24 protein-coding genes, 1 other RNA gene and 1 pseudogene are annotated in these 20,717 nt (G+C 48.8%); 4 read left to right on the top strand and 22 right to left on the bottom strand.

What is annotated here, in order from left to right; translation table 11 throughout:
• Positions 1 to 91: 91 nt before the first annotated feature.
• Both JZI27_RS19100 and JZI27_RS19105 read right to left on the bottom strand, forming a co-directional pair.
• Positions 92 to 271, bottom strand: coding sequence for a sigma factor G inhibitor Gin (locus tag JZI27_RS19100; RefSeq protein ID WP_122907065.1), 180 nt, complete (start codon positions 269 to 271; stop codon positions 92 to 94).
• A gap of 60 nt (positions 272 to 331) precedes the next feature.
• Positions 332 to 1,348, bottom strand: a complete 1,017-nt coding sequence (locus tag JZI27_RS19105) for a hypothetical protein (RefSeq protein WP_280208733.1) — start codon at positions 1,346 to 1,348, stop codon at positions 332 to 334.
• A 184-nt stretch (positions 1,349 to 1,532) separates the two neighbouring features.
• Here JZI27_RS19105 and JZI27_RS19110 point away from each other — a divergent pair, with 184 nt between their 5' ends.
• Positions 1,533 to 2,060, top strand: coding sequence for a hypothetical protein (locus JZI27_RS19110; protein ID WP_245996393.1), 528 nt, complete (start codon positions 1,533 to 1,535; stop codon positions 2,058 to 2,060).
• A 6-nt stretch (positions 2,061 to 2,066) separates the two neighbouring features.
• On the opposite strand, the gene JZI27_RS19115 is transcribed toward JZI27_RS19110, so the two are convergent.
• The 3 genes from JZI27_RS19115 to JZI27_RS19125 are packed head-to-tail and all read right to left on the bottom strand — an operon-like array spanning position 2,067 to position 3,569.
• On the bottom strand, positions 2,067 to 2,333 hold the full coding sequence (locus JZI27_RS19115) for a pro-sigmaK processing inhibitor BofA family protein (protein WP_057134138.1): 267 nt from the start codon (positions 2,331 to 2,333) through the stop codon (positions 2,067 to 2,069).
• Between the two features lie 12 nt (positions 2,334 to 2,345).
• Positions 2,346 to 2,576, bottom strand: coding sequence for a DUF2508 family protein (locus JZI27_RS19120; RefSeq protein ID WP_057134139.1), 231 nt, complete (start codon positions 2,574 to 2,576; stop codon positions 2,346 to 2,348).
• Between the two features lie 15 nt (positions 2,577 to 2,591).
• Entirely contained in the window at positions 2,592 to 3,569 is a 978-nt protein-coding gene (locus JZI27_RS19125) for a CPBP family intramembrane glutamic endopeptidase (protein ID WP_280208734.1), read from the bottom strand.
• Positions 3,570 to 3,727: 158 nt separating this feature from the next.
• On the opposite strand from JZI27_RS19125, the pseudogene JZI27_RS19130 reads away from it, so the two are divergent.
• Positions 3,728 to 4,289, top strand: a pseudogene (locus tag JZI27_RS19130) (response regulator transcription factor); the annotation flags it as partial.
• A gap of 333 nt (positions 4,290 to 4,622) precedes the next feature.
• On the opposite strand, the gene JZI27_RS19135 reads toward JZI27_RS19130, so the two are convergent.
• From JZI27_RS19135 to JZI27_RS19165, 7 genes are all read right to left on the bottom strand, one after another.
• Positions 4,623 to 5,090, bottom strand: a complete 468-nt coding sequence (locus JZI27_RS19135) for an SRPBCC family protein (protein WP_280208735.1) — start codon at positions 5,088 to 5,090, stop codon at positions 4,623 to 4,625.
• 91 nt (positions 5,091 to 5,181) lie between these two features.
• Positions 5,182 to 5,778: a recombination mediator RecR gene (recR, locus tag JZI27_RS19140; RefSeq protein ID WP_122909409.1), complete on the bottom strand. Its 597-nt coding sequence runs from the start codon at positions 5,776 to 5,778 to the stop codon at positions 5,182 to 5,184.
• Positions 5,779 to 5,808: 30 nt separating this feature from the next.
• Complete coding sequence (locus tag JZI27_RS19145; protein WP_122909410.1) at positions 5,809 to 6,120, bottom strand: YbaB/EbfC family nucleoid-associated protein; 312 nt, start codon at positions 6,118 to 6,120, stop codon at positions 5,809 to 5,811.
• Between the two features lie 25 nt (positions 6,121 to 6,145).
• Positions 6,146 to 7,858, bottom strand: a complete 1,713-nt coding sequence (dnaX, locus tag JZI27_RS19150) for a DNA polymerase III subunit gamma/tau (RefSeq protein WP_280208736.1) — start codon at positions 7,856 to 7,858, stop codon at positions 6,146 to 6,148.
• 149 nt (positions 7,859 to 8,007) lie between these two features.
• The gene (locus JZI27_RS19155; RefSeq protein ID WP_251244204.1) at positions 8,008 to 9,438 is read right to left on the bottom strand and encodes an ATP-binding protein; all 1,431 of its coding nucleotides are present in this window, start codon (positions 9,436 to 9,438) and stop codon (positions 8,008 to 8,010) included.
• Positions 9,439 to 9,679: 241 nt separating this feature from the next.
• Positions 9,680 to 9,944: signal recognition particle sRNA large type (gene ffs / locus JZI27_RS19160), an RNA gene on the bottom strand.
• 92 nt (positions 9,945 to 10,036) lie between these two features.
• Positions 10,037 to 11,629, bottom strand: coding sequence for an HD domain-containing phosphohydrolase (locus JZI27_RS19165; RefSeq protein WP_280208737.1), 1,593 nt, complete (start codon positions 11,627 to 11,629; stop codon positions 10,037 to 10,039).
• A 201-nt stretch (positions 11,630 to 11,830) separates the two neighbouring features.
• Here JZI27_RS19165 and JZI27_RS19170 point away from each other — a divergent pair, with 201 nt between their 5' ends.
• Complete coding sequence (locus JZI27_RS19170; protein WP_280208738.1) at positions 11,831 to 12,748, top strand: EamA family transporter; 918 nt, start codon at positions 11,831 to 11,833, stop codon at positions 12,746 to 12,748.
• 12 nt (positions 12,749 to 12,760) lie between these two features.
• On the opposite strand, the gene JZI27_RS19175 is transcribed toward JZI27_RS19170, so the two are convergent.
• Both JZI27_RS19175 and JZI27_RS19180 read right to left on the bottom strand, forming a co-directional pair.
• Positions 12,761 to 13,645: a DMT family transporter gene (locus JZI27_RS19175; protein ID WP_122909413.1), complete on the bottom strand. Its 885-nt coding sequence runs from the start codon at positions 13,643 to 13,645 to the stop codon at positions 12,761 to 12,763.
• Positions 13,646 to 13,757: 112 nt separating this feature from the next.
• Positions 13,758 to 14,405, bottom strand: coding sequence for a DedA family protein (locus JZI27_RS19180; protein ID WP_122909414.1), 648 nt, complete (start codon positions 14,403 to 14,405; stop codon positions 13,758 to 13,760).
• Between the two features lie 241 nt (positions 14,406 to 14,646).
• Between JZI27_RS19180 and JZI27_RS19185 the strand changes: the two genes are divergently transcribed.
• Positions 14,647 to 14,958, top strand: a complete 312-nt coding sequence (locus JZI27_RS19185) for a DUF4870 domain-containing protein (RefSeq protein WP_122909415.1) — start codon at positions 14,647 to 14,649, stop codon at positions 14,956 to 14,958.
• 65 nt (positions 14,959 to 15,023) lie between these two features.
• Here the strand turns inward: JZI27_RS19185 and JZI27_RS19190 are convergent, their stop codons facing one another.
• The 8 genes from JZI27_RS19190 to JZI27_RS19225 form a co-directional block, all read right to left on the bottom strand.
• Positions 15,024 to 15,413 carry a rhodanese-like domain-containing protein gene (locus JZI27_RS19190; protein ID WP_251244209.1) on the bottom strand — a complete coding sequence of 130 codons (390 nt, stop codon included), beginning with the start codon at positions 15,411 to 15,413 and terminating at the stop codon, positions 15,024 to 15,026.
• Between the two features lie 21 nt (positions 15,414 to 15,434).
• The gene (locus tag JZI27_RS19195; RefSeq protein WP_280208757.1) at positions 15,435 to 15,701 is read right to left on the bottom strand and encodes a metal-sensitive transcriptional regulator; all 267 of its coding nucleotides are present in this window, start codon (positions 15,699 to 15,701) and stop codon (positions 15,435 to 15,437) included.
• 57 nt (positions 15,702 to 15,758) lie between these two features.
• Positions 15,759 to 16,241, bottom strand: a complete 483-nt coding sequence (locus tag JZI27_RS19200) for a DsrE/DsrF/DrsH-like family protein (protein WP_251244210.1) — start codon at positions 16,239 to 16,241, stop codon at positions 15,759 to 15,761.
• A gap of 196 nt (positions 16,242 to 16,437) precedes the next feature.
• Positions 16,438 to 17,589, bottom strand: a complete 1,152-nt coding sequence (locus JZI27_RS19205; RefSeq protein ID WP_122909419.1) for an MBL fold metallo-hydrolase — start codon at positions 17,587 to 17,589, stop codon at positions 16,438 to 16,440.
• Between the two features lie 30 nt (positions 17,590 to 17,619).
• A complete protein-coding gene (locus JZI27_RS19210) occupies positions 17,620 to 18,015 on the bottom strand; it encodes a DsrE/DsrF/DrsH-like family protein (protein WP_122909420.1) in 396 nt (131 codons plus the stop codon).
• Positions 18,016 to 18,054: 39 nt separating this feature from the next.
• Positions 18,055 to 18,639: a sulfurtransferase TusA family protein gene (locus JZI27_RS19215; protein WP_251244211.1), complete on the bottom strand. Its 585-nt coding sequence runs from the start codon at positions 18,637 to 18,639 to the stop codon at positions 18,055 to 18,057.
• A 337-nt stretch (positions 18,640 to 18,976) separates the two neighbouring features.
• On the bottom strand, positions 18,977 to 19,402 hold the full coding sequence (gene arsC / locus JZI27_RS19220) for an arsenate reductase (thioredoxin) (RefSeq protein ID WP_251244212.1): 426 nt from the start codon (positions 19,400 to 19,402) through the stop codon (positions 18,977 to 18,979).
• A gap of 15 nt (positions 19,403 to 19,417) precedes the next feature.
• Positions 19,418 to 20,710: an arsenic transporter gene (locus tag JZI27_RS19225; protein WP_251244243.1), complete on the bottom strand. Its 1,293-nt coding sequence runs from the start codon at positions 20,708 to 20,710 to the stop codon at positions 19,418 to 19,420.
• Positions 20,711 to 20,717 lie beyond the last annotated feature (7 nt).

Genomic DNA, 20,717 nt, shown 5'->3' on the forward strand with positions numbered 1-20,717 from the left:
TCCTTTGTTTCCAAATGTTTATCCTTCATTTTATCATGATTTGCAAGAAACGGAAAAAGGCATCGGAACGATTCCGATACCTTTTTTGCCTTCACGCATCTTTTAACCAGATTCTTCTCATCTGGTGAATAAAGAACGGATACTTTTCGTCCTGTACATCGGTGTTGACCATTTCCTGCTCGCATCGCTGACAGATAAACTGTTCACAGATGGCGATTCCGTCCTTTTGTTCCTCATCACAGACGATACAGCGCTGAGCAACTTTTTCCATAGTGTAAACGCCTGCCCTTTTCCTCAATCTACCAATCATTATACCCCATTATAATCAGCATCATTCCCAAACGTTCGTCTTTTCGCCAATTGCCCTGTATCTCAGCAGGTACGCCTGCGCCTCCTGGACGGGGAAACAAGCTGCTGCATCAAGAACAACAGGCTGTCTCATGGTACGGGAAAGCTCTGACAAAGGGAGCTCGCCAATGACGCCATCTTTGTGGAGAATGACCAGCAGATCCGCATTGTGAAGCGTTTTTTCACACTCGGTAGAAAAAGTCCAAGCAACAGGGATTTCGTTCGGAATTGGCTCGTCCTCATTTATGTACAAGCATACCTCTTTTTCCTCCAGCCAGCCTGTAGGAATCTGCTTCCAAATGGACAAGGGGCCCCATAGCGCAATGCGCTGTACGTTCGTCTTTTTCATGATTTCTGTAGCTTCACGCTCCAACCAACTGCCTACAAACTGATGATCATGACGTTTTGGATACATCCATTCTTGACCGATTCGCCTGTCCATGCCCAATGCTCGTGCGACACCGTGCAGGGAAATACCCTCCTGATCACAGGTCTCTCCGAGTTCGAAAAAGAACTGCTCTTTCCAGGCCAAATAACGCGGGAGCTGGCGAACGGCTTCATCTACTTCCCGCATTGTGCTGACCAAGGAGAGGATCTGGCAGGCTGCGAGCTGCTTGCAGAGGACACGTACCCATTTTCCGTCCACATCTCCTCCAAGCCAGGCACGATCTTGGTCGAGGAGCCATACCATTCTGACCAACTCCCACTTCGTGCCTTCATTCGATCTCATGATGTCCGTCTGCCGATCTGCCCAACCATACGGAATGTCTGAGCCAAAGACGAGCAGCAATCCCGTTGTTTGACGCAGTCGCAGATCACCGTGCCACTCTTTTAGATCAGACGGCTTCGTCACCAGGAGTCCGTCTACCTCTCCTAATGACTCTAGGGAGACTGCCTCTTCCGCAATCACCAGATCAATCCCGCTTTTCGCCAGTTCTCGTTGGGCGGTAGTCGAGACCTCCCTCGATGCTGCCAGCACTACCGTCCTACTGTTAGACATGGTAAAGCTCCACTCCTTGTATATCGTTTTTTTCTATTATCCTACCCCTTCCAATCAAAAAAACTGCTGGCATAAGCCAACAGCTTGTCAACCGCATACCTGTCCTTCCTCAACCATCATGTCTGTGCGATAATACGGATGGGTACTCCCGAAACCTTTTGCCTGCTGGAGGAAGTGACTTTTTGTGAAGGAACCGATGCATCAAACCATCTATAGCTATAAATTGCTGTACCGTTTTCGCTGGAGAAGCGTCGGCTATCTGTTTCAGCTACTGCTGATTGGTCTTTCCCTCATCGGCATGTCCTATTATCTGCGGATTCCTGTTATTCAATTGATTGTGACTTTGGCGATCCTGCCTGCTATCGCGATCAGCCATCTCGTGGTGTTTCGCATCTATGCCAAGCTTCGGCTTCTGAAGCCCCAAACAACCGCCAACATGCTCGTCTCTCCCTGGTGGGGAACCGGCTATCGACTGCCCGTGCCGATCCGTCTATATCGTGTCACGGAGGGAAGTGTCATGGCCGGCAGTCTTTTTCTAGCGTTGGCTGCTTACGTATGGCTCCCGATCGAGTACGGTCTGACTTTGCTCTGTGGATCGATCATTTTGACGCTTCCCCGCTTGCTCGCCTTGTTCGTTTCTTTTCGTCAGCCCAAGCAAGCCAGCGTCAAGTATGAGGAACGCGGAGTTGCCTTTATGCGAACAGACGGATAAGGACTTTTACATCACCCATAGTTTAATGGCGATCAATGCGGCCAGACCCGGCAGGCGCAGGAAACCGACAAGCAGCGCAGTGACCGGATTGATCGGTATATGAAAGCTGGCTAATTCACCGACCAGATTGGCGAAAAACAGCAGGATGGCTCCGATCACCACCTGCATGGCGGCAAAGCCTATCCAACGTATGGGGCGTGCCACAGACTTGCTTGCAGCAATGACCAGCATAATGCCGGTTACAACCAAACCAATGACCCATTCGATTGCCATGATCGACTCCTCCTACGCTTGTTGGCGATCTCGCTCTCGCTTGGCCTGCGAAAGCAGGTACATGTATCTCTTCTCTGTCAGCTGCAGATAGTAGATCGCCTCGTCGATTCTTCCATCTGGTTCACAGATGTCCATGAGATAGCGAGCGTGTTGCCAGTCAACACGTGCGCGATTGACCGAAGCATCCAGCTCATTTCGGTCCCACTCGACTACGGTTACAGCCTTCCTTCCCCAACGACTCACCTGCTCAACCACTCCTTATTGAAAGTAGTACAGCACACCAGTCATGTTGTTGATCGCGTGCAAGACGACAGCTCCCCAAATCGATTGGTAGCGATGCCGGACAAATCCCAGCCCCACCCCAATGACAAATAAGGGTGCCAGTAACGCCACGTCCATGTGCAACAGCGCAAACCAGAAGCTGCTCAACAATATGCCTGCCAGCGCCCCGAGACGTCTTACCAAATACGTTTGCACGACGCCCCGAAACAACAGCTCCTCCGCAATCGGCACCAATATCCCGATGACTAGCACAGATGCCCAAGCTGCCAGCATATTCGTGTTTTTCGCTTGGACGATCTCGTTTTCAATCTGCTGCTCCCGCTCTGAAGCGAGTGAGATGCCGAACCAATCCGCGACAGGCTTGGTAACGACGAGATCCATCACTTGTGCAATAAATAAGAGCAGCAGCAGCAACGTCAGGATCATGCGCCACAGCTTGATGGGCTTTTTGATCCCGAGCTCTTCCCAACGCCCGCGAAACCAGAGCGGGATCAGCAGAAGCAAAAACATCTGATACATCGCAGATTCAAACACGCTGCCGACTGTGCCCGATGCAAAAAATGAACCCTCTAACACCAATCCGTACAAAATCAGCGTTGCAGCTTGATAGACATGCATCCAGGCAACGATATGAATCACATCGTAACCATCCAGCTCGTGGTATCCCCACAGCCAACGTCTCAGTCTTCGTTCCTTCACCCAACTGATGATGTATAGAACAGATACCACTATGCTCAAAACGGTTACAGCTAGAATGGTTAACGACATCCATACCGCCGGCTGATCCGCCGTGGTTGCCACCCAACGCCCGTCCACTCCCTTGATGAAGCGGATCATGGACAGCTCAGCGGCAAACATGATCCAGTACCCCATAAACAGCAGAATGGCCCAACGCGTGGCCCTGCCGCTATGAGCCCCTCCACCGCGCGAAGACAGCCCTGTTCCTCCCAGCATCTCCTCACACTCCTATTTCACTCTATGTCTCGTCCCACAGAAAAATGCTTTCCTGATCAAATTAAGGGTTTCTTAAGGATATTGTAAGAGTAAATTAAAAACGAATTGCTACAATGGGCTTGGGGAGACTATCTCTTAACGATTAGGTGCAGCAACCAATCAATATTCTAGTCGTGGATGATGAAAGGGAGATTGCCGATCTTCTCCAGGTCTATTTGCAAAACGAGAATTACAACGTATTTACTTGCTATACAGCACAGGAAGCGATTCAAGTGTTCGAAACCGTCAAGCTCGACCTGGCCATTCTGGACGTCATGCTGCCTGATATGGATGGATTTACAATCTGCCAAAAAATCAGGGAAAACTATCACTTTCCCATCATCATGCTAACGGCCAAAGACGGAGTCATCGACAGAATCACCGGACTTACCCTGGGAGCCGATGACTATCTTATCAAGCCATTCCGTCCACTCGAACTGATCGCTCGCGTCAAAGTCCAGCTTAGGAGATTTACCACCTACAACAACAAAGAAATGGTTCCGGATGAGAATATCCTTTCATTTTCAGGACTCGTGATCAATCGACATGCCCATGAGTGTACGCTAAATGAGAGACCTTTATCCCTTGACCCCTACGGAGTTCTCCATACTATGGGTTTTTTGCAAAAACCGAGGTCAAGTAGTCAGTTCGGAAGGATTGTTTCGTGAAGTGTGGGGAGATAACGGAACAAAACCACATCCTCGATGCTTTCACGGTCTATCAAGCTTCCATCTAGAGCTTAAGATTATCGTAAGAGTTTCTTCAGACTTCTTTCAGACGGAATTAAAAAACGCTTCCCGTCATGTTCTTTCTCTTTCATTGGTTGCTATTATGGGGAGGAAAAAGCAACGCAAACTGGCGAATGCTCTCGATGTGTCTGTACATTATCCACCCGCTCTGCATCGTTGTCGTCAGAGGACTTGCAAAAGTAACCAATCTGGGCTGGCTGCTTGTGGAGAACAGCGTCGTTCATTATATGATGGTTGTCCTTGCCTCAATGATTGCCTCAATCCTCTACCTCACTTTCGCTTGTGACTCCGCCGCTCTCTTCAGATACAGATTCCGCTCCATTAAGAAATTTTGCATATACCTTTCGAGGAAGAGAACATCTGCGATTTTCCCCAAAATTCCATAGGGAGACGTATAGTCAAACGTGTCGATCATCCTTGTTTTGTTTTCTGCCACTGAGATGAATTCGTGCTTATGATAAAAGCGTTTAAACGCACCCTGTACCATTTCGTCGACAAAGAAATGCGGCTCATCCATCTCTGTAATCCAGGCAGTCAGTCGTTGTTTGATGCCAAAATGAACAGCCTCCCAGGTCACGCTCTCACCAAGTTGGATCAGCCCGCTAGTCACTCCGCCGATAGCCCTTTCTCGGGTTCGAGCAGTAGATTCCATATGACGGTCAATGCTTCGCGCCAGGTCAAAACAGACCTGATGCGGGGCATCGATGTCAAACTCCGTACGAATGACTGGCATTCACAGATACCTCCTATGGTTGATACTCAGCTTCGCGCCCCTTCACATAGTATAAAAAAAAGACAGGGTCTCCCTGTCTTCTCTACATGCGCTATAGCTCGCGCCGACCTTCCAGCGCCTTGGTCAATGTCACTTCATCCGCATATTCCAGATCTCCACCTACTGGCAGTCCGTGTGCAATCCGCGTCACGCGAATGCCAAAGGGCTTGATCAGCCGCGAAATGTACATGGCTGTCGCTTCACCCTCGATATTCGGATTGGTCGCCAGGATGACCTCCTTCACCTGCTCGTCGCTCAGTCGCTTCAAGAGATCAGGAATCTTGATATCCTCCGGTCCAATGCCGTCCATCGGGGAAATAGCTCCGTGGAGCACGTGGTAATACCCTTCAAATTCTCGAGTCCGCTCCATTGCCACGACATCTTTTGGTTCTTGAACCACACAGATGGTCGAGCCATCCCGTCTCTTATCCCGGCACAGATGGCACGGGTCCAGATCCGTGATGTTGTTGCAGACCGAGCAATAGTGCAGCTGGCGTTTGGCGTTGACCAGAGCCTTTGCCAGATCCAACACGTCGTCTTCTTTCATGTTGAGGACGTAAAAAGCAAGACGTCCTGCCGTTTTTTGCCCAATACCGGGCAGCTTCATAAAGCCTTCAATCAACTTGGATACCGGTTCTGGATAGAACATCGTGTGTTTACTCCTTCAGCTTGCCTGAAATTAGAACAGACCCGGGATGTTCATTCCTCCGGTAAAGCGTCCCATTTCCTTGCCCATCAGCTCATCAGCCTTGCGCATCGCATCATTCACAGCGGCCAGTACCAGGTCTTGCAGCATTTCAACATCCTCTGGGTCTACCACTTCCGGCTTGATCACGATATCTTTAACGGTTTTGTGGCCATCTACAGTCACCGTTACGGCACCGCCACCAGCAGAGCCTTCTACCGTTTTATCTTTCAAGCCTTCTTGCGCTTTTTGCATCTCTTCCTGCATTTTTTTCACTTGTTTCATCATTTGTTGCATGTTTTTCATTGGGGTATCCTCCTTTGATATCTTCCTAATCTTTTACTTCTATGAGTCCTTCACCGACGAGCTTGATCGCTTCGGCTAGAAAAGGGTCCTGCTCCTCCTCTACAGGCGTATCCGCTTGCGAGGAGGTTTGCTCGACCGACTGCCACTCCTCTTCCATGACGGAAAGAAGCTGCAATGGTCTTCCCAATACGCTCTGCATGACCCTTTCAACTACACTCTTCAGCTCAGGCTCCATCGTCTTATCACAATGTATGGGACTTTTAAAGGTAACGACCACCGCATCGGCTCCGGCAGCGACCGGTTGACCATTGACCAGCCAAGCCTGATGCTGGATTTTGATCTTTTTCAGGTCGACCAATATCTGACTCCATTGACCTTGCACCTGTCTGGTCAGATTTTGATCCATTGCCTTGGCTACCTCACGTACCTTGTTCAACGGTGTACGAGAGCCGCCAGTCGCCGCATTTGCCCGCTTTGGCTCCGCTTTGCGCGATTCCTCGGCTTTGCTCGGCGCCTGAATGCTTACCTGCCCCTGCATGACCTGCACCAGCCGCTCCTCCAGGACACGAATTCGATCCGATAGGCTAGCGATTTCTCCCGCATCGGCAGGGGAGACTCCAGCAGCTGCGCCGTTCGGCATCGACATGGATTGCTCGACGGGCTGACACAGCTTGACCAGCGTCAACTCCACCAATACCCTGGCATAGGTTGACCATTTCAATTGGGACAGGGCCTGATTGCAAACCTCAATCTTGGCGTACAAATCTGGCATCGTATATTTTTGCGCCACTTGAGCGAACTGGTCATCAAGCATCGTGCGCTCCACGATCTCTTCCAATTGAGGGGCAGCCTTGAGCAGCAGCATATCTCGATAGTAATACAGAAAATCATGCAGGAACTGTTCAGGGTCTTTCCCTTGCACCATGACCTGATCGAACTGCTCCATCACTTTTGCGACATCTCGTTCGACGATATGTCCTGCCAGTACGGAGAAGTACGATTGGGCAACCGTACCCGTAATCTGCATGATGTCACTCGCCCGAACCTCGTCCTGGCTAAAGCTGATTGCCTGATCCAGCAAGCTCAGCGCATCACGCGCTCCACCCTCCGCCATCTTTGCCACCAGCTGAAGCGCCTGGTCCTCTACGCGTACTCCCTGCGACTCGCAAATCTTCTTTAAAAGATTCACCATGACCTGCAACGGGATTCGGTGGAAATCAAAGCGCTGACAGCGGGAGATGATCGTCGCTGGCAGCTTGTGCGGCTCCGTTGTGGCAAGGATGAAAAGCACGTGCGAAGGAGGTTCCTCCAGTGTTTTCAAAAGCGCATTGAACGCCTCCGTCGTCAGCATATGCACTTCATCGATAATGTACACTTTGTACTTGACGTCACTGGGGGCAAATTTCACTTTATCGCGAATGTCCCGAATTTCCTCCACACCACGGTTGGAAGCGGCGTCGATCTCCAGTACATCCGTCACCGATCCGTCCGAGATGGCTTTGCACGTAGAGCACTCGTTACACGGCTCACCATCCCGAGGCTGTTCACAGTTGACTGCCTTGGACATGATTTTTGCTGCACTTGTTTTACCCGTACCACGGGGACCATTGAACAAATAGGCGTGGGAAAGCCTACCTTCGCGCAACGCATTACGCAAGGTGATCGTCACATGTTCTTGTCCGACTACATCTTCAAATCTCTGCGGTCGGTATACGCGATACAGCGCGGTATAAGCCATGTTCGTGTGACACTCCCCATCTGCACAGTCCTCTTCCATATCCTATATAGTATACACCATTGGCATAGTTCGTACAAAACGCTCTTGCACACAGAAAAAAAAGTCCCGTCACGGGTTGTGAGCGGGGACGTGTCATGTCTATCACTGTCCTATAGATACGGCAGCAGGATGTGAAAGGTGGTTCCGAAGCCTTTGGAGGAAACGCGAATCTGCCCCCCAAGGTCGTGAATGATTTTTTGGCATACCGACAATCCCAGTCCTGTACCCTCTTCCTTCGTCGTGAAAAACGGGTCAAAAATCTTATCGATGATGTAGAGGGGGATGCCCGGACCTGTATCCCGTATATCGATGCTCATCTTGTCCCCATCATGGTCGATATGATGGGAAATTTGCAGTGTACCCTGTTCTCCCATCGCTTCAATTCCGTTTTTGCAAATATTGATAAACACCTGCTTGAGCAGTTCAGTATCCCCTACAACCAGTGGCAGCTTGCCTCGTGAAGTGAGCTTGACCTCGACGCCATAGAGATGCGCCTGTGACTCCACGATCGGCAGAATTTCCTCAAAGACGATGTTGAGATCGACGATGGAATACTGCACGTCACGTGGCTTGCTCAAGAGTAAAAACTCGCTTACAAGCGAATTGATCCGGTTGATTTCCGTCAGCATGATCTCTGTGTAGGTCTTTTCACGATCCATTCCACTCTCGCTAAACGACTGCAGAAACATCTGCAAAAACCCTTTGATGGATGTAAGTGGATTGCGTATCTCATGCGCCGTCCCGGCAGCGATTTGACCGATCATGGCCAGACGTTCATTTCGTTCGATTTTTTGCTCAAAGGAACGCAGGTTGGTGATGTCTTTGAACAAGACAAAGGCCCCAACCGTTTTCCCTGTCTCGTCCTGCAGCGAATTCGCGTCGACAATCAACTCATAGCGCTGCTTATCATTCGACCACGACGTGGCGATGTTATGTAGCTTTACGCCGTCCAACCACTCTTTTTTGATCAAGCGATGCTGTTCGGGTACTCCGGCAAACAGTTGGTCGACATGCTTGTTCAGGACCTGCAGTCGATCCATTCCCAATAATTTGCATGCTGTTTGACTTGCTTCGACAATCCGTGCTTCTCCATCCAAAACAAACAACCCGAGACTGGTATCATGCGTCAATTTTGAGACAATTCGCCCAGTCAAGTCTTGTCCCGTATCTTTTCCCAGTTGGAAAAAATGAATCAGGTACAAGGATTCCTCGGCATCCTGATGCAGAATGAATACTGGAGCTGTTTTCTCGTTCCCCCAATGGTCCTTCCACTGGACTTCTACAAAAGCTTCAGACTCACTTTCCTTATACAGCAGTTCCTCGTACAACTTCTCTACCGAACCGTGATGAGGAAGTATCTTTTGCACAGACTGTTGCAGCAGTTGTTCACGAAAAAATCCAGTCACACGAAGCATTTGTTCGTTTGCTTCCACGATTCTACCCTCTTGATCGACCAATAAAACGGCAGTAGGCAGTTGATGCATGAACTGCTGCAATCGATCGGACGAGCCGACGAGGTTTAAAGAAAAAGACGTACTCACAGCTTGTCCCCCCTGACCTATGACGTACTTTATCGTGCAGGAAAGCATATCGTAATTGCCCTCTTTGAGAATTTCGTGATAATACAATAAAAACCTGCCCTTGATACTCAGGTGCAGGTGGGAAATGTTTCGCTAGTTCTCGCCAAAAATCAACAAAATAGCTCGTTTTTTGCCCGTGAAATACAAAAATGGCCTGTCCTCTCTACGAAGACACACCATTACTCTCATTCATATGAAGGTACCGTGCACCTATCTTCGATACTCCACATCCGAGCGTTACTTATGGTAGCAGCTCAGACCAGGCTACCCTGCGGCACACGTGATGATCCACTTATGGCTGCTTCCTTCCGGACCTGACCAGATTCATGGGTTCACGTTGCACAGGACCCGCTCCTCAACACCGCCGCCATAAGGCAGCCTCACATGAGAAGACCTATGATAGGAATTCAACCCTGCTATTGCGGATTGCAGGTTACAGGGCACCGCAACCTCCCCGTCTAGCACGGCACAATTAGAATACCAGATATACGGGCTGATAGCAAGGCGTAAACCCATCCAATGCAGGGGAAGCTTCCCTGTTCAGGGGAATAACCACCATCTATGGATGATCCCCATCCCTTTGTTTTACTTGAAGGGAGCCTTTGTCATACGCTTGCTTGAAAAAGCTGACGACATTCGGATCAAACTGGGTATGGGAGCAACGAAGGATCTCTTCATAGGCTGCCCGGGGTGAAACCGCCTGTTTGTAAGAACGGGTAGAAATCATAGCATCAAAGGTGTCGGCCACAGCCAGTATGCGGGCGATCAGCGGTATTTCTTCACCTTTCAGCTGTTTGGGATACCCTCTCCCGTCCCAACGCTCATGGTGATAGCGAACTCCCGAACTGACGTGGGCAAGACTTTCGATCTGCTCTACCATGTCCGCGCCGATGGTTGGGTGAAGCTTGATTCTCTCATATTCTTCCTTTGTCAGCTTGCCCTCTTTGAGCAGAATATGATCTGGAATGGCAACCTTGCCTATATCGTGCAGCAAGCCAGCATACCGTAAATCATCGCGTGGAAGCAAATGCTTGTGCTCCTCCCCCATTTGATCGTAGATCGCCAAAGCATATTGGGCTACGCGCTCCGTGTGACCGGCTGTATAGGAATCCTTCATTTCTACGGCTAGGTAAAAACTGCGCACAATTTGATCCAAACCTGCTCGCGAAACCTTTGCCAGAGAAATCGGAGGCGAATACCTGGCGTGATTAGAATCTTCATTCCTCCAAAACAGATAGAATGTGTATGCCACCGATAGGATGATCAAAATAACAATTCCGAAGAACATCAGACGCAGGTGAAGGAGGTGATGATCGATTTCTTCCCCCTGCAACAATTCGTAGTATACATACCCGCTATTAGGTGAAGCCTGATGGTAGGCATGTACCCAACTCTCGTTGATTAGAAAAGAAAACGTGCTCTCCTGACTTGAAGCGTTTGCGCCGAAATGGATGCTGAAGTCTTCGTAATTAGGGAGTTCATGAACTTTTTTTCCCATGAAAGTCGGGTTGCTATGGAGCAGTATCCTCTCATCAGGGGTAACTACCATCAGCTCATGAGGCTTGTATGATTGTAGGGAAGTCACCCATTGGTAGAGCTTATCCAGATGGATCTCTACCAGCAAGGCGGCATAGGGATGTCCGTCATGATTTTCAACGCGTTGGGATAAATAGATCGTTTTTTCCTCATTCATTGGGTTGTTCCCATACAGCCAAATTGTCTCATGCCCCCAGCCTACGCTTTCTCGTTGGAGTTGAATTCTGCTCAGGGCATTTCCATCCCAGCCTGTTTCTGGCCACAAGGAAAAAATCTTTCCATCGTCTCTGAGCAAATGTATATTTCCAATCGCTTCGTGCAGGCGGTAAAAAGGTTTTAATCGTTCATTCATCACCTGAGGATCTGTCGGTTCTTTTTCAGCCGACTGCATTTCCGGTGTATCCATTAAAAATCTTGTCTCTTTTGCAATTCCATTAAAAAATTGAGATAATCGTTCGTCGATTAGCTCCATCTGACTGCTAACGCTGGTCTTATATTGCGTAATGACAGCCTTGCGAGCTTCTTTAAACAAAAGAAAACTGCAGATTATGAGAATGGAGAGCAGACTCACTAAAAACAATATTGCTAATAGTCGGGCATTGAACTTTGAAAACACCAGCCTCCTCCTTCTTCGTCTGCGCTCTAGGCTGAACGATGTGTCACTTGCGAAGTCAGATCGCATCATTTCCTTATTTCCACGGAAAAGGGATCTATAAACCTTTTTTTCCCTATTATTTCAAGGAGAATGGACTTTTTCCTAAACACGTATTATTCTAGCTACTGGATTGTCTGAAGCTATTCATAAGGAGATACAAACATGAAATATATACTCCTGGTCTTTATCGGGGCTTGCAGCTATGGAATCCTGTCAACCATCGTCAAGCTCGCATACAGTCAAGGATATTCTGCTGCTGAAGTCATCGGCGGCCAGATGGTATTCGGTTTCCTGCTAACCTGGCTACCTGCTCTCTTTTTTTTGCGTACCAAGCCACCCAAGCACTTGCTGCTGCTCTTGACGGCAGTCGGACTCGTGGTCGGTACGACTGGCATTATGTATTACAACGCTTTGCAGTACATTCCCGCTTCCCTGGCGATTCTGCTGCTGTTTCAATTTACCTGGATGGGTGTATTCGCAGAATCGATCATGTCCCGCAAGCTCCCGGACAAGCTGACTCTTGCCTCGTTGATCTTGCTGATCGTGGGGACGATACTGGCAGGAGGTCTGTTGGAGAATGGAGGACTTGCACAGTTTCATCTGGTCGGCGTATGGTTTGGTTTGCTGTCTGCTGTGTCCTATACGCTTTTCATCATTTTCAGTGGCAAAACAGCCTTGTCCGTCAATCCCTGGCTGCGAAGCTCCAGCATGTCCACGGGATCGCTGTTGCTCACCTGTCTGATCTATCCACCTGTTTTCCTCATTGATGGGACGCTTTTGGACGGTCTGTTCCCTTATGTTTTCTTACTCGCACTGTTTGGGGTGCTGATTCCTACTGCCTGCTTTAATTTTGGCGTACCGCATGTCGGAGCAGGAATGGCGGCCATTCTGGGTGCAGCTGAATTGCCCATGGCGGTCTTCGCATCATCCATTGTTTTGCATGAGACTGTAACCTGGCTGCAGATTTCCGGTGTTATTGTCATCCTGCTTGGCATCGTGCTGCCCAAGCTGCTTCAACGCAGAAAAATCAAACCTGCCGCAACTTCTTACCAGACAAAAAACCCACCTGAGTGGAGCTAAAAGCTTCACGACTCAGGTGGGTTTTTGATGATCTCCCAGCTCTGTTATATAAATGCCCGCGAGCATGAGGGCCACTCCTGTCCATACGATCGGGGTAACGGGTTCTCCCCATAGCAGCCACGAAAAGAGAAAAGCAAATACCGCCTCAAGCGACAGCAGGATACTGACGTGCACCGGAGGAGAAAATTGCTGTGCCTTGATCTGTACGATGTAAGCAAGCAGGGTCCCAATCAAGCAATCAAACAGAAAGGCAAACCATCCATAAGAGCTGAGCGGTTGTGGAAGTGGCTCGACGAACAAGGCAATCGCCAGATCGATCACACCTACCACCAAAAGTTGAATCATAACAAAATTCAGGGAATCGACATCTTCCCGCTGCTCGTATAGGCGATCCACCAGCAAAATATGAAGGGCAAAGAAGATCGCACACAAAAACACCAGAAAATCCCCAAACGAGATGCCTGTCCATCCCTCATCCCCTGACAGACAAGTCAATCCCGCAAAGGCAAGCAAGCTTCCGATGACCGCCCCTTTTCCTACGGGCTTGCGTCGCCAAAAAAAGTAGAGAAACGGTACAAGGATGACGTTTGTCCCCGTAATGACCCCGGCTTTTCCCGGTGTCGTCCGATCAATCCCCAGGATTTGAAACGTAAACGCTGCACAGAGTACGATACCGCAGATGATCCCCTGCACCCAGACATCACGACTGACCTTTTTCAACCGCCTCCAGACGAATGGCAGCAAAAGAAAGGCCGCTAACAAAAAGCGTGTGCCCAGAAAGTAAAAGGGCGTCATCTCCGTCAAAATATCTTTGCTCAAAACAAAGGTGTATCCCCAGGCCAACGCGATGAAAAACAAAGATAAATCAGCCCAGATCAATTGTTTCTTGGTTGCCACTGTATCGCTCCTCCATGCAGGGCTCTCCCCTGGCTTTCATGGAAAATATTTTATCACCATTCGCAGAGGAGAGCGTCTATCAATTTTCTGCGCAACCCTACAAAAATCTGTATTAGCAATCAGGGTCCTGATTGGAGCTGACCACCTGTTTTTGAGCTTTCGATGCTTTGAATCTTCGATATCCGAATATCCCTGCCACACCTACCACTACGAGTATAGCGACGCCGATCCCCATATCCTGTGTAAACATTTTGAGGAAGGCATCCATGTCAGACGCATTGTCTCCCACAACATAACCGACGAAAAACAGGACCAAAGTCCACACAAAACCAGTCGTATAAGAAAACATCGCATAGCGACGAAATGTCATTTTTCCGATCCCAACCAGATAGGGAACCACATGTCTCACTACAGGCAGGAAATAACTGATACACAACGCATAGCTGCCGTATCGCTCCAGCAGCGACTGTGCGCGATCTACGTGCCTGCTCATCCCTTTTTTCTTGCTAATCCAATTTAATGCCGGCGCACCAAGTGCTCTACCCAGAACGTATCCGAGCGATAGTCCTGAAACGACCCCCAGATAGGTGGCGATAAATGCCGGAACAAAGCTGAGTATTCCCAGCGAAGTCAACACCCCTGCTGATAAGACAATCACCTCATCAGGGATGGGCATTCCCACAATACCGAGCCATAGCGTGAAAAATAGAGCTGGATATCCAAACTGACTCACGGATTCACTCAGCATTTCAACACTCATTTCTTTTTGTTCCTCCTATCCTTCTCAAGGGATATCCATCTTCCGAATGGTACAAAGCTTAACCGCCTTTGCCCAATATACTTGCAACCCATACGACAAAGCGACTTGTAAATATTAACAGAAACAGACAGTCCGTCTCAAGTTGGAGTCAAAAATCGCGCTTTTGACGGTATCTGTTGATCTCGAACTTACAGTACAATAGAATCATACAACGGTTCGGTTGAGATGAGGAGGATCATTCATGGATCATAATGGTGTTAAAGCAATCACCCATGCAAGTGCATTTTTTGCCCCGTTTTTGGTACCACTGCTCGTATGGCTGTTGATGCAAGACCGTCATGTAAAAAGCATGGCCCTGCAAGCTCTGCTCTTTCACGTAGGTATCGGTATTTTAATCAGTATTTCCGCAGTTCTTTCCTACATTTTGATCGGTATTCCATTCCTGATCGTTTTCGGCTTGATCGGAATCTACTATCCAATCAAAGGAGTCATCTTCTCGTTGCAAGGCCGCCCATTCCACTACCCGATTATCGGGTCTTTGGTGGGCCACTAATACAAGCTAAAAGACCAGCGTTCGCTCGCTGGTCTTTTTGGTCTGTGATACGAATGGACAGCACCTTATTTCTTTTTTATAGCCCCGCGCCAAGCCGTAATGCCTCCACGCAAATGAGCAAGATTGCTGTAGCCATGCTTCTTCAGGATTCTCCCAGCCTGTTTGCTGCGCATGCCGCTTCGGCAATAGAGCAACACTTCATTTTTAGGGGAAATTTCTTTGACCCTGCTGTTGAGCTGCGACAACGGTATATTGATTGCGGAAGGGATATGGCCTGCTTTGAACTCATGCGGTTCCCGTACATCGACGAGCAGTACCTTGCTTTTTTGGTTTACCCGTTCTTTGAATTGGTCGGCATTCAGGTTTTGCAAACCTTTGACCGGAACAAAACGCGTGACCAGAAAATAGGTGAGCAAAGCGTAGACGGCAATCAATAGGATAGTTGTGAAATCCACGTATGCATTCGCCCTTTCTCTTTAGCGACTTTTAACCAGTAGTTCGACTGCTTCTTTCACCATTTTTTCCGGGTCTTTGCCTGCTCTCTCTTCTTCTAATAAACAACGTTGCAAATTTTCCGCAACAATCTGTGCGATCGCTCTGTCAGAGGCATTCCGAACAGCTGAAAGCTGAGCCACTACCTCCTTGCAATTCTTCTGTTCTTCCATCATCCGCAATACGCCGCGAATCTGTCCTTCAATCCTGCGCAAGCGTCTTTTCACATCATCGCCGTAGGTGTAATCCATACTGATTCCCTCCGTTCCATTCATACGTATACTCGTATTATAAACGAAAAAGGAGATTTAGATAAACAGATTCACTTTAGCCTGGTTCGCATCCCCCAGATAGGCTGCAACCCCAGCGTATTCCATGCCATCGATCAGTTCTTCCTTTTGCAGCCCCAAGAGGTCCATCGTCATCGTACATGCTACCAGCTTGACTCCCTGCTCTTGCGCCAATTCGATCAATTGCGGCAAGGACAGCGCATTGTGCTTCTTCATGACGTGCTTGATCATCTCAGGTCCCATACCCATCATGTTCATTTTGGACAAGCCCAGCTTGTTGGCACCGCGTGGCATCATCCAGCCAAACGCTTTTTCCAGGAAGCCCTTGTTCACAGGGACAACCTCGTCCTTGCGCATGGTATTCAGTCCCCAGAAAGTGAAGAAGATCGTGACGTCGTGGTCGTAGGCTGCAGCTCCATTGGCAATGATAAATGCTGCAATGGCTTTATCTAAATCCCCGCTAAACAGGACAATTGTCGTTTTTTCTTTTTGGTTTTCCATGTGTATAATAACCCCTCTCATCATTTTATACTCATACCCCTACCAGTATAATACGGGAGGCGGTCACTATTTGGCAAGTACAAAAATGTACCTATTGATAAAAAGAACCTACTCGCCTCGCAAAGGGTATTCCGACGAGACAAAAAAAGCGAACACCTCGTAACAGGGCTCGCTCCTTCTCATCGAATTGATCTGGTTATCTGTCGTGAACAGCACAACGGTTTGGTCCAATCTCCATCTCGCGCTGTTCTTCCTCATTAGGCTTGATTTTTCCCATATTTGTCTGACGAATTTCTTGATACGCATTGGGCTGTGGCGGCAATTTTTCCGTAACTGTTCTTCTGAATTCCGTCTCATCCTGAATCAACAAACCCGGGTTGTGCTGATACAGATCCCCCAGTCGGGTCGAAACCTGTCCACCTTTTCCAAGCTCTGTAATCTTCCCGAAGTGTGCAGGCAGAACGATCAGATCAGGAGATAGCTCTTTGTAGCGCGAATACAAGGTATGGCGCAGATCACCCACCCAATCCTCTGCCAAGCCAGCCAGGTCAGGACGGCCAATGGACTCCACAAAAAGGATGTCTCCTGTCAGCAAATACTGATCATCGATGATAAACGAGGTGCTCCCGATCGTATGCCCCGGGGAGTATATCGGCAGAATCGTGATATCCGTGTTCCCAGCTTTTATGGCCTTGCCATCCTCCAGCTTTTCGTAGGAAAACGTCACCTCAGTAGCGTCTTTCTCCGGTAGCCAGTATGTCGCACCTACCTGATCCGCCAGTTTTTTCCCTCCGGAGATATGGTCAGCGTGCAGATGGGTGTCGATTGTGTGCTTGATCGTAGCCTTATGTTCTTTGGCAAAGGCTTCATACACGTCTGTCATGCGCAGCGTATCAATGACCACGGCTTCCCCTTGAGAAATCACCATATAGGAAAGGCAGCCTTTTCCAATCCGTACGAATTGATACAGCTCTCCACCGTTACGCAGATCCCCGACTTTGACCGGCTCCAGATGCTCACTCCATGCTTTCATCCCGCCCTGGAGATAAAACACTTCGCTTCTTCCCGCTTCTACTATCTGTTCAGCCACAAAGATAGACGAACCCTCTTTTGCACAGACGACCAGCACCTTTTCCCCCTCAGGGATTCGCTCCAGTGCAGGGTCGACTCCGTCCATCAGATCAAAATACGGGATATTGATGATCTCGATGTTATGCCCTTCAATTTTCCAATCGTCAAAGTCGCTCTGATTGCGGACATCCAGGATAAAGAGACGCTCCTGATTGAAGACGATTTTAGCCAATTCATGCGGCGTCATCGCTTGCAATGCTGTTGTTGCAGTAGTCATTGTCAATGTACTCTCCTTCTGTAAATTGGTTTAAAACGACAATGAAATGTTGGCGTCCTTGGCAAAATCAAGAAAGGTTACAGCTCCGCCTACTTCAATCCCGTCTATGAACGCTTCTTTTTGCAAATTCATGACGTCCATGGTCATCTGGCAGGCGATCATTTTGACACCCATCTCTTGAGCCATGCCTACAAGCTCAGGAATCGACGGAACATTGGCTTTTGCAAAACCCTCTGCCATATGTTCTTTCCCTGCTGGCATGGAAAGCTGTTGATTGGCTTGCTTGTGAATCAAGTTTAGTCCTTCAAAGGTAAAGAAGATCGCAACCTCTGCATCCGTTGCTGCAGAAGCAGTGGCAATATTAAACACTTTGTAGGCATCGAACATTCCGCCGTTGCTTGCAATAATCGCTACTTTTGTTGACATGATCAAATCTCTCCCTTGTGTACATGTTTTTTAACTTCTTTATTCATTTGATTCCACGGGACCCTTCCACCCGTTCATTCCGGGCAGTACATTTTTCACACGTGTAAAGCCTTTGTCCGCCAAGACCTGGCAAGCCAAATCACTCCGATTGCCAGATCGGCATACGACGTGAATCTCGTCCTCCTGCTTTAATTCGTTCCACCTTTTCTCCAGCTCTCCAAAAGGAATCGACTTGGCTCCTGGTATGCGGTTAAAAGCATATTCTGCTGGTTCCCGGACATCCAGCACAGTACCTGCTTGGTTGGCAGACAGCTTCTGTTCCAGCTCTTCGCTGGTGATGGTATGCGGAAACTTGGTCTCTGTCTTTGTTTCCTGCGGGCTAGCCTTTCGCAGGTAATGCTTGAGTACGTCCCCATCATGAATCGTACCCAGATAAGCATGTCCGGTATTTTTGGCCCAGCCCTGCATGTCAGCCAGTGAGCCTTTGTCCGTAGCCTGGACCTCCAGTACTTCATCGGGCAGCATGGTCTCGATCCTTTTTTTCGTTTTCACGATCGGCATCGGGCAAGCCAAACCTTTGCAGTCCAATATGTGATTGGCTGGTATTGCTGTTTGTTTGGTCATATGGCATACCTCCCCGTATTTATTTTGCCTTCATGCCGTGATCTCCATTCTGGAGGCGGACTGAACTGATCTATACAGGCAATTCTCTGAATGTGGTGATTTGAGCGAGGTCGTCGCACGTATCGTAAATTACATATACCCCTATAGGTATTATATTAGGCTCCTGTTGACTCTTTGTCAATCCTTGTAGTGCTTTTTTGTGTATAGCCAAAAAGAAAACCTCCCGCAGGAGGTGTTTGTTTACATCTGGCTATCTAGCATTGTCGCCTTTTTTAATTTCACGAGGCAGGGAACTTCGCCACAGCTCGTTTCGATCGAACCTAACCAGCCGTAAGCCTTATTTAACTTCCTCCAAAAACTGCCTCATTCTTTTTTGAATCGCATCCCGCACCACTCGAAAGCTGTTCATGATCGCTTCCTCCGACCCGGTCGCCTTGGCCGGGTCGTCGAAGCCCCAATGCTGTTTGACCACGTCACGATTGGAAATGACCGGGCAATGCTCGTCGGCATGGCCGCACAACGTAATGACGTAATCAGCCCTATTCAATATATCGGAGTCAATGACATCTGAAGTCTGGCTGCTGATATCGATCCCCGCTTCTTGCATGACCTCCACTGCCCGAGGATTTAGCCCATGTGCCTCAAGCCCTGCGCTTTTTACTTCAAAACGATCTTTCCCCAATTCCTTCATCCAGCCTTCCGCCATCTGGCTACGACACGAATTCCCCGTGCAAAGAAAATACACAAGCGATTTTTCTTTCATAGAAGTCGACCCCTTTTACGAAATGATTTGCAGCCATAGATACAGGCCAATCAGCGTGATAAACAGCGTCGGTACCGTCAACACGATTCCGGTCTTAAAGTACTGGCCCCAAGTGATGCGCACCCCTTTGCGGGAAAGGACATGCAACCAGAGCAAGGTCGCTAGTGAACCAATCGGGGTGATCTTGGGACCCAGATCGCTGCCGATGACATTGGCGTATACGAGAGCTTCACGAATCACACCTGTCGTCTCCGTTTCCTGGATAGCCAATGCGCCAATCATTACAGTAGGCAGATTATTCATAATGGAGGAAAGAACAGCGGCCAAGAAACCCATACCGACTGTAGCTGCCCACAATCCTTGATGGGCAAATGTCTGGATCAGCTCCCCCAAGGTATCGGTAAGTCCTACATTGCGTAATCCGTACACGACAACATACATGCCGATCGAGAAAACGACGATGGACCAAGGAGCTTCCTTGATCACCTTTTTCGTAGCGATTACTTTGCTGCGTCGCGCATCCAGAACAAAGATGATCGCGGCGATCCCGATAATGAAGGATACAGGAACAGCAATGGATTCACTTGCCAGAAATCCGATGAACAGCAGCCCCAGAATCACCCAGGACAATCGAAAAAGCCGTAGATCCTTCAGCGCTTCACGCGGCTGCTTCAAGGTGGTGATATCGTAATGGGCGGGAATGCTCTTCCGATAAAAGAGGTAGAGAACGAGCAAGCTGGCCCCCAAAGAAAAAAGGTTAGGGACAATCATCCGGGACGCGTATTCCATAAAGCCGATCTCGAAATAATCTGCCGAAACGATATTGACCAGATTGCTGACGACCAGAGGCAATGAGGTCGTATCGGCAATAAACCCGCTCGCCATGATGAAAGGCAAAATCATATGGTCAGGAAACTTCAAGGCCCGTACCTGCGCCAACACAATCGGTGTCAAAATCAACGCTGTACCGTCATTGGTAAAAAAGGCGGATACTACCGCGCCCAGCAGCACCACGTAGACAAACATCAGCGTCCCGTTTCCTTTTGCCAGCCGTGCAATATGCAAGGCGGACCATTCAAAAAAACCGATCTCGTCCAGGATCAATGAAATCAGAATAATGGCTACGAACGCCAAAGTTGCATTCCAGACAATACCGGTCACAGTGATGACATCATCAAAGCTGACAACCCCAAACGCCAAAGCCAAAATCGCCCCGCCTGTTGCCGTCCAGCCGATGCCCAAGCCTTTAGGCTGCCAGATGACGAAGGTAATCGTCAAAGCAAATATGAGAAAAGCCAACCAAACCAACAACTTG

Origin of the sequence: Brevibacillus sp. AY1 (genome assembly GCF_029870785.1) — a bacterium.
In the GTDB taxonomy this organism is placed as follows: Bacteria; Bacillota; Bacilli; order Brevibacillales; family Brevibacillaceae; genus Brevibacillus; species Brevibacillus invocatus.

What these genes read in the sequence shown, in the direction of transcription:
- JZI27_RS19135 (WP_280208735.1), bottom strand. Translation starts at nt 5,090, where the DNA reads ATGCCAGTCATTCGTACGGAGTTTGACATCGATGCCCCGCATCAGGTC.
- dnaX (WP_280208736.1), bottom strand. Translation starts at nt 7,858, where the DNA reads ATGGCTTATACCGCGCTGTATCGCGTATACCGACCGCAGAGATTTGAA.
- recR (WP_122909409.1), bottom strand. Translation starts at nt 5,778, where the DNA reads ATGTTCTATCCAGAACCGGTATCCAAGTTGATTGAAGGCTTTATGAAG.
- JZI27_RS19205 (WP_122909419.1), bottom strand. Translation starts at nt 17,589, where the DNA reads ATGACTACTGCAACAACAGCATTGCAAGCGATGACGCCGCATGAATTG.
- JZI27_RS19100 (WP_122907065.1), bottom strand. Translation starts at nt 271, where the DNA reads ATGGAAAAAGTTGCTCAGCGCTGTATCGTCTGTGATGAGGAACAAAAG.
- JZI27_RS19180 (WP_122909414.1), bottom strand. Translation starts at nt 14,405, where the DNA reads ATGAGTGTTGAAATGCTGAGTGAATCCGTGAGTCAGTTTGGATATCCA.
- JZI27_RS19105 (WP_280208733.1), bottom strand. Translation starts at nt 1,348, where the DNA reads ATGTCTAACAGTAGGACGGTAGTGCTGGCAGCATCGAGGGAGGTCTCG.
- JZI27_RS19185 (WP_122909415.1), top strand. Translation starts at nt 14,647, where the DNA reads ATGGATCATAATGGTGTTAAAGCAATCACCCATGCAAGTGCATTTTTT.
- JZI27_RS19195 (WP_280208757.1), bottom strand. Translation starts at nt 15,701, where the DNA reads ATGGATTACACCTACGGCGATGATGTGAAAAGACGCTTGCGCAGGATT.
- JZI27_RS19115 (WP_057134138.1), bottom strand. Translation starts at nt 2,333, where the DNA reads ATGGCAATCGAATGGGTCATTGGTTTGGTTGTAACCGGCATTATGCTG.
- arsC (WP_251244212.1), bottom strand. Translation starts at nt 19,402, where the DNA reads ATGAAAGAAAAATCGCTTGTGTATTTTCTTTGCACGGGGAATTCGTGT.
- JZI27_RS19125 (WP_280208734.1), bottom strand. Translation starts at nt 3,569, where the DNA reads ATGCTGGGAGGAACAGGGCTGTCTTCGCGCGGTGGAGGGGCTCATAGC.
- JZI27_RS19210 (WP_122909420.1), bottom strand. Translation starts at nt 18,015, where the DNA reads ATGTCAACAAAAGTAGCGATTATTGCAAGCAACGGCGGAATGTTCGAT.
- JZI27_RS19145 (WP_122909410.1), bottom strand. Translation starts at nt 6,120, where the DNA reads ATGAAAAACATGCAACAAATGATGAAACAAGTGAAAAAAATGCAGGAA.
- JZI27_RS19170 (WP_280208738.1), top strand. Translation starts at nt 11,831, where the DNA reads ATGAAATATATACTCCTGGTCTTTATCGGGGCTTGCAGCTATGGAATC.
- JZI27_RS19200 (WP_251244210.1), bottom strand. Translation starts at nt 16,241, where the DNA reads ATGGAAAACCAAAAAGAAAAAACGACAATTGTCCTGTTTAGCGGGGAT.
- JZI27_RS19215 (WP_251244211.1), bottom strand. Translation starts at nt 18,639, where the DNA reads ATGACCAAACAAACAGCAATACCAGCCAATCACATATTGGACTGCAAA.